Source organism: Sulfobacillus thermosulfidooxidans, assembly GCF_001280565.1.
Lineage (GTDB): Bacteria > Bacillota > Sulfobacillia > Sulfobacillales > Sulfobacillaceae > Sulfobacillus > Sulfobacillus thermosulfidooxidans_A.
Genome location: NZ_LGRO01000001.1, coordinates 2,977,842 through 2,990,169, shown reverse-complemented (window position 1 = coordinate 2,990,169; position 12,328 = coordinate 2,977,842). Strand labels below are relative to the sequence as shown.

At 47.4% G+C, this 12,328-nt stretch carries 7 protein-coding genes and 1 pseudogene; 4 read left to right on the top strand and 4 right to left on the bottom strand.

Annotation, left to right across the window (positions count from 1 at the left end; genetic code table 11):
* Positions 1-12 precede the first annotated feature (12 nt).
* The 4 genes from AOA63_RS14510 to AOA63_RS14495 all read right to left on the bottom strand — a co-directional run bounded on the left by AOA63_RS14510 (position 13) and on the right by AOA63_RS14495 (position 5,694).
* Positions 13-1,506: an SLC13 family permease gene (locus AOA63_RS14510; RefSeq protein WP_053960375.1), complete on the bottom strand. Its 1,494-nt coding sequence runs from the start codon at positions 1,504-1,506 to the stop codon at positions 13-15.
* Positions 1,507-1,831: 325 nt separating this feature from the next.
* On the bottom strand, positions 1,832-2,761 hold the full coding sequence (locus tag AOA63_RS14505; RefSeq protein WP_171822731.1) for a carbohydrate kinase family protein: 930 nt from the start codon (positions 2,759-2,761) through the stop codon (positions 1,832-1,834).
* Positions 2,754-4,157: a purine-cytosine permease family protein gene (locus AOA63_RS14500; protein ID WP_053960374.1), complete on the bottom strand. Its 1,404-nt coding sequence runs from the start codon at positions 4,155-4,157 to the stop codon at positions 2,754-2,756. The genes AOA63_RS14505 and AOA63_RS14500 overlap by 8 nt, the downstream gene beginning before the upstream one ends.
* Positions 4,158-4,422: 265 nt before the next feature.
* Positions 4,423-5,694, bottom strand: a complete 1,272-nt coding sequence (locus tag AOA63_RS14495) for a PLP-dependent aminotransferase family protein (protein WP_053960373.1) — start codon at positions 5,692-5,694, stop codon at positions 4,423-4,425.
* Between the two features lie 639 nt (positions 5,695-6,333).
* On the opposite strand from AOA63_RS14495, the gene AOA63_RS14490 reads away from it, so the two are divergent.
* From AOA63_RS14490 to AOA63_RS14475, 4 genes and pseudogenes are all read left to right on the top strand, one after another.
* A complete protein-coding gene (locus AOA63_RS14490; protein ID WP_053960372.1) occupies positions 6,334-7,767 on the top strand; it encodes a PLP-dependent aminotransferase family protein in 1,434 nt (477 codons plus the stop codon).
* A 93-nt stretch (positions 7,768-7,860) separates the two neighbouring features.
* Positions 7,861-8,990: pseudogene (locus AOA63_RS20465) on the top strand (trans-sulfuration enzyme family protein).
* Positions 8,991-9,358: 368 nt separating this feature from the next.
* Complete coding sequence (locus tag AOA63_RS14480) at positions 9,359-10,153, top strand: SDR family oxidoreductase (RefSeq protein WP_197648400.1); 795 nt, start codon at positions 9,359-9,361, stop codon at positions 10,151-10,153.
* A 904-nt stretch (positions 10,154-11,057) separates the two neighbouring features.
* A complete protein-coding gene (locus tag AOA63_RS14475; RefSeq protein WP_242848345.1) occupies positions 11,058-12,293 on the top strand; it encodes an ABC transporter substrate-binding protein in 1,236 nt (411 codons plus the stop codon).
* Positions 12,294-12,328: the final 35 nt, after the last annotated feature.

Sequence of the window (12,328 nt, the reverse complement as noted above, 5' to 3'; positions counted from 1 at the left end):
TATCGATGACATTTAAGGTTGCCAAATGGGATAACCAATGAGAGCCCACCACGGAATCATGACAACTATCATGTAAAGGATAGCGATAGCGGTTAAGGGCGCTCCGGCACGGAAAAATTCGCCAAAGGTAAATTCTCCCGAGGCATAGGCGACGAGGCACGCCTCGATTTCTAAAGGAATTAACAAGGCATAAGAATCCACGTTGAGAACGCCCATACTAAAGGACACCGGATTTAAATGTAAAGTCATCGCTAATGTCACGATGATTGGCGTAAATAATGCAATCGATCCCACATTACTCACAATGCCAATGCGTAAGACTTGCATGGTCACAACCGCCAAGACGAATAGCACCAGCCAATCAGCCGTCGGAAAAAAGTGCTGAAGCTGATGGGAGAGCCATACGTTGGTTTTGGTTACGGTAAAGGCATTACTCATGCACACCGCTCCTCCCAACAACAACCAGACTCCCCACATCATATGCCGTTCAATCCGCTGCCAATATCCTGATAACAGCCCGGGCAGGAACAGAAGACAAGCAGCACCCACGGCGACCAAACCGGTAGACAGATGCGTCCAGTGACCGGTCGCCCACAGTACAACGGCGAGAGCCACCACGCCTAATGACAGCTTATCGGTCAGATTGAGTGGCCCTAGTTTCGCCCGCTCCGTCACAATGGTTTCGGGACCATGACGCAATCCCACATCGTGGATTTTGAAATGGCGCAGCGTCCAAAAATACATGATGGGAATTAACCCGGCAAGAGGCAGATTGAGCCAAAACCACTGAAACCAATAAATGTGGGCGCCAGCCTGATGATTTAATTGGTGAGCGACAATGACATTGGGCATCGAGCCCGTCAAAAACAAGGGACCTGCAAAGACCGCGGCGAATCCCACCGCGCTCATCGTCATCGCCTGCCGCGCCCGGTGCCCTTTGTCCCCGGGTTCTAATAACGCATTGGTACCTTGCACAATTGGCAAAAAGATCGCCGCACGGGCAACGATCGCCGGAATGATCACGGCCGTTGCCGTTTGCGCAAGAATATAGGTCTTCAGAAAACTCGAGAGCTTGGGTTTAGCCCACGACATAATTGTCAAGGCGATGCGTCGGTCCAAGTGACGGGCATTGAGAGCAGAAGCAATCAAAAATGACCCAATCACAAGCAGTGAGGTATTACTCGTAAACCCCGCAAAAGCCACAGATTTCGATGTTGCCCCACTCAGATAAAGTAACACCGGAATACTCAGACCCGATATGGCCTTGGGTAGCGCACCCGTAATCCACACCGTACAGGCCCATAAAGTGACAGCCAACGTCGCCCGTTGATGAGTATCTAGTTGAGAACCGAGAGGAAGCCATTCCAACACAGCAAAGAAAATGGCGAACGCTGCCGCCAATCCCAACCACGTCGTCCACGCAACCTCCACATGTCGAACAGGAAGCATTTCCACTGTTCCCGACTCTTGCGGGACTACTTCTAACTCTGGCGACAGTCCTTCCATTTATACCCCTCCCAGGACAACCAAAATGATCTATAGATTATCGGCATTGTATGGTTTATCGATAGATTGGTTCGCTTCTGCTGTCTCATGAGATGTTATCTTTATAACTAGTTCTTTGTTACTAGTTATGATTCTAGTTATACTTGTAACATGTATTCATGTTTAGTCTCAACCTTTTTTAAAGTAAAATTTTTAATTAACCGATTTGACAGAATATCATTACATCAATTGAGGCTTGTATTGATTAATGGATCAACGCATATAAAAACGAGAAACATAACGTTTCTCGTCGTCGCGGGCCTGATGAAACTGTTTGCAGCAAAATTTAGTTTGACATGAGCCTTTCAATGTCCTGTCGCCGAGGAGATGTTGCTGGTCCCCGCTGTTCAACTGATAGGGATGCGGCAATATTGGCAGCCCACATAGCTTTATTAACCGGCCATCCCCACATCAAAAACGCAACCAGCACGCCTGTATGGGTATCCCCTGCTCCCGTCAAATCTATGACTTGAGCGGGACGTGGGGGCACGTAAACAAGCTCCTGATTGTTGATAAACCACGCCCCGTTCTCGCCATCTCGAGCCACGACCATCGAATGGGGAGGACGTCCTGCTGCCAAAAGAGCAGTAGCTCGGGTCATTTCACGCTGATTCATCCACTGACAAATTTCCGCCCGGTTCGCTGTGATAATCCAGGCGCGGCGACGCATAAATTCAAGGTGTTCTCGCGCAATATCGCCGATCAAAGGACCCGGATCAAACACCAAGCGAATATCTTCATGCATCATTCTTAGATACTCTGCAATTGTCGCACCCGACACCGGATAAAGCAGATCATAACCGGATACATAGACCACATCTTGGCGGTTTAAATTAAGCGCCGCCAAATCCTCTGGCCGGATATGACTTTCAATACCGGGACTAGTGACAAATGTCCGCTCCCCAGAGGGCTCAACCATGGTGATAACAAAACCGGTATCACCTCTGCCATCCTCATAAACAGGAAGACAAGTAATGCCTTCTTGCCGCAATGCATCCCTGATGCGTTTGCCCATGGGTCCTGAACCGATGCGCCCAGCATATAAAGCCGGTACTCCTTGCCGTGTCACGGCCGATAACACATTAAAGCCGCCACCTGGGTAATACATCGTGTCTCGGGCCATCACATCCTCTCCAGAGAAGGGAATATGACTCACAAGAAGTTGGATATCCACAATAATGCTTCCAATAAGCACAAACTGCATATTTTTATCCATCAGTGTCCCTCGTAAATGAACTCTTCCATGACCAAAGTCCATATCCCAGCAAGCTGATAACAAAGGTCATAAGAATTTCTAAATTCGAATGCGCAAAGATCCCTTGCGCAAAAGGACCGGAAAACCACGGCGAGGAAGTGAAAAGAAGACCTACCCCAACTGAAATGATCCAAATGAACGTAGCCGGCCACTCGATAAGGTGCAGATCGGCGTCATCCCTATATAAGGGCAATCGATGGACATAGACAACCAGTTGATAGGCTAAAAAAATCCCCGCCCATGCCGCCAATCCAACCCCTAAAAGGACCACAAATGCCTCAAACGAAACGAGGAAATTCTTGGCAATAAACACGATATAAATTGTGCCAGTCACCATGATGACGGCGTCAAGCATCACCGTTTGATAACGGGCAAAGGGAACAAACAAATTCAACAAATTAAGGCCCGAAGAATATAAACTGAGATCGGCCTCTACAACTAATCCTCCAGCTGCAGTTAAAAAATAAGGAACCGTCATCCATGAGGGCATTTCCCGGCCTAGCACAGTCAAAGGATTTAAAGCCGTAGGTAATTGCGGCTCAGTAGTAGCCGCTAACATTCCTACTCCCATTAAGAAAACAAGTGGAATAAAAGCTCCCAATGTCGAGGTGGCGACAATTCTTCGGGCAGAGGCACTTCGAGGAAGATAACGGCTGTAATCGGCCGCCGTATTCGTCCAGCTTAATCCGGTACCTGCAATAATAATCGATACCGCGGGCACAAATCCCGTAATCCACGGTCCCTCCGGGTGGTGAAACACGTGTGCCCAATCCGTATGGGATAGCAGAAGTCCAGTCACCGCCAGGGTTAAGATGCCAAATACGTAACTCGCCCACTTTTGGATAATCACTAACGTGGCCTGCCCTAACAATCCGGCAACAATGCTCGCACCCACCATAATCAGGAGTGATATCCCGGCAGAAATATCCGATTGCACACGACCCCCGTCTCCAAACAAGACCATTAAGGCCAGCGTACCGATGATAACCGTAATGGTTTCCCATCCCACCAACGAGATCCAGCTGACCAAATTCGGCAGCACATTCCCATAAATACCAAAAACCGAACGGGACAATGTCATCATGGGAACCCCCCCATCACGTCCCGCCACAGAAAATGAACCAACCAATAAAAATGACAAAGACCCAACAATAATAGCCAGAAGGCTTTGCCAAAAATTGAGTCCAAAGCTAAACAGCATCGCCCCATATACCACACCGAGCAATCCCAAATTGCCAGCAAACCAAATCCAAAATAAATCTTGAATTTGACCATGGCGCTCTGAATCGGGAATAGGATCAATTCCTTGTAATTCAATATGCCAAGGGCGATTCGATACTGAATCTTGTCGATCCATGAATGCTACACCGTCTTATCAAGAAATAATGAGATGAGGGTACCGATTGTTCATAAAACGTAGCTTCACGTTCTGTCTTTGCTTATCTTGCCACGGACAGAACAGGCATCGTAAGATCTAGTCAATTTCCACAAAATTCTTTAAATCCCTAAATCAGCAAAAACTCTTGGCTTGACGCAGTATAGCATTGGCAAACGAGTTCCCAAAAAATCACAAGCGAAGACACGAGGGCTCCGCTTGTTCAAAGGGATTCTATAATTTCTTATTATTGTTGGACAGATTCTATTAATTGCTTAAGCCGCTTCATGCCTTCCCTTATGGCAACAGGAGGATACAGCGAAAAGCTGAGTCGAATATGATTTTGCCCGCCGTCTCCCACATAAAATGCTGTTCCGGGGACAAAACTGACACCCATTTTTTCACTTAACGCCATCATTTGAGAAAGGGTGGTCAGGCTTGGTAATGTCAGCCAAACAAAAAATCCTCCACTCGGTTTAGTCCACGCACACAGTGTTGAAAAATCGCGTTCCAAAGCTTCTAACATCGCATCGCGCCGACTTTGATAATGTGTTTTGAGATGGGCAATATGCGCATCATAGTCGATAGACTCTAAAAATCTGCTCAGAACTTCTTGAACAAATCCTCCATTTGCCCCTTCCGCCTTCACTTCCCGGATTTTGGCCACCGCTTCGGCAGGAGCTATAATCCAGCCCACCCGAAAACCGGGTGCGATAGTTTTGGACAAAGTATTCAAATACAGCACATGATTGGGAGAAAGTTGGCGAAGAGTGGGCAGCGTGTTCCCATCAAAACCCAAATCACCGTAGGCATCATCTTCAACAATCAGAAAATGATATTGCTGGGCTAAATGAATCAGTTGCTCTCGCCTCGATAACGTCATCGACCGGCCACTAGGATTTTGGTAATTGGGAATGGTATAAAATAACTTGGGTAAAGGTTCACCGTTTCGGCGACGATGGGCTAATTCTTCTGCGACAGCATCCACTATTAGACCATCCTCATCCATAGGAAAATCTCGTTCGACAGCGCCCCGTAGGCCAAAAATTTTAATCGCACCGAAATATGTCGGTCGTTCAAACCAGACTTCATCTCCAGGATTTAAAAAGACCCGGGCAATCAAGTCCATAGCTTGTGACGAACCATGAGTCAATACCAACTCCTCAGGCTGACAAGGAATATGGCGCCTCGCTGCTTGAATGGTTCGAATCCATTCTGGCAACCGCCTCATGCCGGATCCTCCGCCATATTGTAATGCCCTCAGCCCATCGGTCCGTAACGCCTTATCCGCAGCATCACGCAGATCCTCAAGCAAAAACAGCTCCGGATCAGGCAATCCAAAAGCCAGGGCGATGACATCCGCGTCGTTATTGACAGGTTGGGACGTAAAATCACTTGCGGCAATGCCCTTGGCAAAATCTAGGCCTCCGGCAAAAAGATTCGAAACCTGAAAGTCCAATGGGGATCGGGACAACAAGGGGTTGTGCGAAGAGGAGGATTTCATTTCTGAAACAGACATTTTCTGCTCACGCCTTTCTAATCCACGCTGTCTTTGAGTTCATTCCATGGTCTAAAAGATGATCCTGTTTCCAACTGTTTTGACATGGTACCGACACGTCAGCATATGATTTATTACAGGGATTACTCCATCATACTGCCCGTGCTCCATCACTTTTCTTTTTTAGTCTATCATTCCTCAACGTATTTCGTGCTTGTATGGAACCAAGCCTGCTCGACTTCTTCATAGGTTTCCATGTGCCACTTTGCCTATGTGTTACTAAAAACATCATGCATTTTAGCTGACTGGCTTCCCGCATTCGATTGAATGAACTTCGGACGTAAATGGGTTAACCCGACTCTTTTTGGCGTTTTACCGCAAGGTTCTTGTGATGAACGCTGTAAGACAGATTACTTGTCATAGCCCATCAATCCAGGACCCAGATCAGACGCCATACCAGAACACGGGAGCAACAACAATCTATTGCGTCTTCATGCCATGGTACCATTTCCCATGTCATCATTGCGACGTACTGGCCCCGTACGGCAGGATTTTTGTCTAAACAAAACGAATTATGTCCTCAAAGCGACAGCCTGATCACAGCCCAGCCCAACATCTCAATCCGTAATCCCTTGATTTTTGAACGAGAGGACGAAGCGCATGCGAGCATTTCAAAAAGTTGCTGAAAAAATTCGGCTAGACATTGAAAATGGTGTTTGGCGCATTGGAGACACTTTGTCCTCCGAACGGCAAATGGCTGCTCAGTATCAGGTTAGCCGGTCAACAATTCGGCGTGCGTGGGAAGAACTCGAAACAATGGGTTATATTAAATGGGATGCCTTTTCACCTCCTCAAGTCATCAATATACCGCAGTGGCCAACGGCCATCGTTCGCTCCCGGCTGACCCAATGGAGCCACCCTCAGTCTCAGCCGATATCGACTTTCTTAAGCGATTTAATGTCGGCAGCGGCCAGTCAAGCTCGCTTTAATTTTGAAATCGGGATGCCCGATGCGTCACTGCTGCCCATTTTTGAACTCGAAAGCGTTATCCGGGAACTGTTTACGCAAAGAACCCGTGAAGTTTTTTCTTACTCACCAACCGCGGGGATCGACCGCGTCCGAGAAGCAATTGCCGAAGAATTTTTAGGCCGACGAAATCTTCATCTTTCGCCAGACCACCTTCTCATCACATCGGGATCATTACAAGCCCTCGATTTATTAAGCAGTTTGTGGATACGGCCCGGCGACATTATCATCACTGAGTCCCCAACGTTTGCTGGAGCACTGCAAATATTTCGGGCACATGGCGCACAAATCATTGGGATTGACGTGGGAACTGAAGGCATTAATCCGGCGCAAATAAAAGAGGCCCTGTCACGTCATGATACGCGTTTGATGTATTTACAGCCCTATTATCAAAATCCGACCAGTGTGAGCCTGAGTGAAAAAACTCGACAAGCGATATTAGATCTCGCAATCTCCTATCATGTCCCCATCATTGAAGATGACGCCTATGGTTTTTTAGCTCCGGGTTATTCGTTACCTTTAAGAGCCTATAAGGGTGCGGAAGACCATGTAATTTATATCAACACCTTCTCCAAAATTTTGGCGCCTGGTCTTCGCGTTGGATTGATTGCGGGGCCGCCGGATCTCATTTACCAACTCACCCAAATCAAACAGTTAGGAGATTTACATACCGGGACGGTGAGTCAATTATTAGTGGAAGGGTGGTTAAGGAGCGGCAACATTGACCGGTATATAGGTGAGGTCCGTAGAGTCTATGCGGAACGCATCAAAACCGCCAAACAGCTGTTGGGGGACCTAGGCTTCCCCATTTGGGGAAATCCTCATAATGGTTTTTATGTATTTGCCCAACTTCCCGCATCCCTGAGTGCCCTCGCTTTTCATCAATACGCCGCCAAACGCGATGTTCTCTTCGCCCCGGGTCTGGCGTTTGGTACCGATGATCAATTTCGCCATTGGATAAGACTATGTGTCAGCACCGCAAATCCTATGGCTATTCACACCGGTTTTGCCCGCCTCTCAAGGCTCGTCAAAGCCTATCAAAGCACAGCTGTTTCTTCTGGTCTTTGAAAACAAACCACTTGTCACAACATGGTTCTTGTTGTGATTGTCTTTAACGCGTAAAGTGCACCCTAAGAGTTAAAGGAGGAAAAGTCCGTGGATATGTTAACGAAACTCATTCACAACCCCGCCTTGATGGACAAACACACAGGGGCCAGCAGCATTCCCATTTATCACGGCTCAACATTTCATCAGGATTTGGCGGATACAGATCCCCAATGGATATATAGCCGTATTGGCAATCCCACCCGCCGAGCTTTGGAAGATACGATTGCGGAATTAGAAGAAGGCGTTCGGGGTTTCGCCTTTGCTTCCGGTATGGCAGCTATTGCCGCCGTCTTCATGTTACTGAGCCAAGGCGACCATATTATTTTGCCTTACGATCTTTATGGCGGCACTTATCATCTGATGACAACAATGGTGGAACGATTTGGTCTCTCAGCGAGTTTTGTCGACATGACAAACTTAACGGATGTTGAAAACGCCCTTACCCCGCGCACCCGTGCATTGTATATTGAGACGCCATCCAATCCTCTTATGAAAATTACCGATATTCGCGCCATTGTGCAGATCGCTCAACATCACCAGTTATTAACCATTGCTGATAATACGTTTATGTCTCCCTACTTGCAACGGCCTTTAACGCTGGGATGCGATATCGTGATCCATTCCGCGACCAAGTTCTTGGGCGGCCATAGCGATGTGGTGGCAGGACTCGTGGTCGTAAAAGATCATCAACTAGCCGACAGACTTGCCCATATCCAAAAAGATTGGGGCGGAATATTAGGCCCCGATGACAGTTGGCTAGTGATTCGCGGGATGAAAACATTAGGCATCCGCATGGATCGGGCTCAGCAAATGCACAATATCTTACCCGATGGCTAAAAAGCCAACCCCAAATTGCGAAGGTATATTACCCCGGATTGCCTGGTCATGATGGGACAGCGCTTCACCATTCCCAAGCACTGGGACCAGGATGCGTATTTTCCTTGCGTTTTCAGGATCCTGATTATTGGAAGACATTTGTTAACCGTCTCCATTACGCCTTATATGCTGTAAGTTTAGGCGGTGTGGAAACTATCGTGAGCCATCCTGCCACTATGTCCCACAGCAGTCTTACAGAAGAAGAACAGCGTCAACAAGGCATTACGGATGATTTATTGCGCGTATCTATGGGTATCGAAAGCCTTAATGATTTACTCGCGGATTTTCAACAAGCGTTAGAGGGTTAGAGGTTTGTCAAAAAATTTCATTAAGCTTCGCCTCTTCAAACTCAACTTTCGCAGGGGAAAACTTCTAAAACATTATTATCACGCCATTTTTTGGTGTTTATCTGATCGCTTGACATCAAAAATTTGCGAGCGGAAAAAGCATGGAACCTTAATGGACGATATCCTTTAATGGCTGGGCACAGTTGAATTCTTGAATCGAACGGTCAATGGTGTTCATATTTTTTCTCTACCATTATAGGAACGCTGGGTTGATGCACTATGATCACCAAGCGAATGTCTATGCCGGTGTCGCTATTTTTTCTGTATGGGGTGAACACACTCCATCTCTGATAGTGCGTGTTCAGCATTTCCGCAAAGGGGATGTTTAAATGCAACGATTAACCAAAAAGATTGCGATTGTGACCGGTGCGAGCCGAGTAAACGGGATCGGCACGGCCATTTGTCGTGAGTTAGCCCGAAACGGAGCTGATATCTTTTTCACGCATTGGACCAGATATGATCGCCAGATGCCCTGGTTCATGGATGAGGACGTCGCGTGGTCACAACATCTGATGCAAGAGATCCGTAGTGCGGGCGTGCGATGTGAGTCAACGGAATTGGATTTGTCGGAACCCGATGCACCCCGTTTGCTCCTCCATGAAGTTCACAAGAAATTGGGCTCTCCATCGATTCTTGTGAACAATGCAACACATTCCGTTGATGTGGATTTTCGGTCGATGACGGCGGCCATTCTCGATGCGCATTACCATGTGAACGTCAGAGGAACGTGTCTATTGGCTGTAGAGTTTGCTCGTCAAATCGAGGGTAAACATGGTGGGCGAATCATTAACATGGTATCAGGGCAAGACAAGTCCCCGGAACCCGGCAATTTGGCATACGTGGCCACGAAAGGTGCGATATCCTCTTTTACCAAATCCATCGCCCTCGAATTAGCTCCACTCAAAATTACGGTGAATGCGGTCGATCCTGGGCCGACAGACTCTGGGTGGATGAGTCATGAACTGAAAACATTGTTATTGCCTAAATTCCCGATGGGTAGACTTGGGGAACCGCGTGATGCGGCCAAGTTAATCGCATTTCTTGCGAGTGATGATGCCGAATGGATTACTTACTGGTCAAATCATTCATTCAGATGGTGGTTTCTGGGACTAGCCATGGTGTAGTAGGGAATCATATTTTTCACGCACGGAGGTCTTCCCCACCTTGTGGCGTTTAGAGGCACTGCACTAGAATTTCGCCCGCTCTACGCGGTGCAGGCACTAGGATCTGCTGTCGCTTTGCCCTAACGTGGGGTGCTGCCTGGAAAAGCCTTCAATCAACAGTCTAATCCGGAGGTGCGCTCTGGCTTGGGATCACAAGGACGGTTTAATTACAAGGGTGCCGTCTTGATCTGGCCTGCAAAAAGGAGAAACCGGCCCCGGGTGTGAAGGTTGCCGCAAACGAAGCATACAAAGTCATCGAGCAGCCGTCGACGTCTGATTGACAGATGGTGTACGGCCTGGCCCACTTCCTTCTCGCCCACCATCAGACCGTGGTCAAGGCATGGTGCGATATTGAAGCATAAGAACCTGATACCAAAGCATTGAGCCCGGAGCAATCCGCACAGTTGTGCGTTCCCGCGTTTGTCTCCTCGCCGTCAGTTGACGGCGAAAAGCGGCTTCTGACGGTTTCCTCGCCGTAGGATTCGCTTGCCATGCACGATATTGCTGTGGCACTGATCCCCAAAGCAAGTTGTACGCAAGCCACCAAGTCTCGCTGCCTTCCGAAAATATGTTTCCTACACATCGTTCGGATCGAACGCGACCATATGGCCGACGATCATGATAACGTCTTCAGGACGGCGTGTTTCATTCTCTCCAATAATTTTTGGTTCTTAAGGACGCGGCTCCTTTTTGGCGCATGCTAATTTAATTGTCGCTAATTGTCGTTTTTTCACACTTCACGTGTTCACTCTATCAATATTTACATAAAGTGCTGAATAATTTTTCAATATTGTCTTATCGGATCAAGTCACTCATTTTGCAGTATTATCATCTTGTCTGTCGATTCATATAATAGGAGGCACATATGATGATTAGCCGAAAAAGCACTGCCGTCTTAGGCATCTCGGCCGCTTTGCTTTCCGCCTCATTGGCCGGATGCGGCAGCAGTTCACCCACATCCGCACCGAGTTCTCAGAACATTAAAGATATTACTATCGGCACATTGTATGCGGAATCTGGACCTTTTGCCACCTCGTCGATGCCTGAATATAACGGGTTAAAATTTTGGGCTTCCCAGGTTGACAAAAATGGCGGGGTGTTTGTTAAGGCACTGAATAAAAAGGTGCCGGTGAAAATCGTCGCCTATAATGATCAAAGTTCCCCAACAACGGCCACAACCCTTTATTCCCAGTTAATTTCCGTGAATCACGTCAACATGTTAGTCGCAGACTTTGGTTCAGTGCTAACCTCAGTAGCCGTCCCAATTGCCGAAGAAAACAAAATGCTGCTGTTTGATCAAACAGGAACGGGTGCTTCCTTTTTCACGCCATCTAATCCCTATATTGTTTTGACTTCCTTACCGACATCCGGTTTATGGCCCGACTCGTTGGCACAATATTTAATCAAGAAAGGCTATTCACGCATTGCGATTGTCTATGCAACCAACGATTTTGACCAATCTCAGGATCAAACGCTGGTCAGCAAATTAAAAGCGGCCAACATCACCCCCGTGTATAACAATGGAGTTCCAACTAGCACCTCCAGTTATTCGGTGCTGTTAAATAATATGGCCAACACCCATCCGCAAGCGGTCATTGAACTCGGATATCCCAATAATGACATCGCTTTCTTGCAGGCCCTTAAAGCCAGCGGTGACCATTTTAAGATGGTGTTTACCATATTCCCGGGTCAATTGCCACAACTTTTCCTGACGAGCAATGGCCCGAGCTCTATCAACAACATTTATACGTATCCCGCACCTCCGCTTCTCTCGTTTTCACAGGTCAATTATGGACTGAACACCAGTCAATTTGAGCAAGCCTATAAACAAGCAACAGGCCAAAGTGCAAACTTTTTAAGCATTGCAGGCTATAACACCGGGCTCATCATCCAAAAAACATTAGAAACGGCCAATAGCCTCTCCCAATTGTCGTTACGACATGCTGTTAGCCATTTTTCCGGTTCGCTGACCACATTGGATGGGACTTTCAAGATTAATTCCGAAGGGGCTCAGGTTGGGGAAACATTGCCAGTCGGCAAAATCACCACGACACCTCAAGGACAAGTTTCGGTCAAGTTTGTCACATCCCCCAATTCTTAATGGACCAAAGGGTTCCTGCAATCATCCTATCAAAT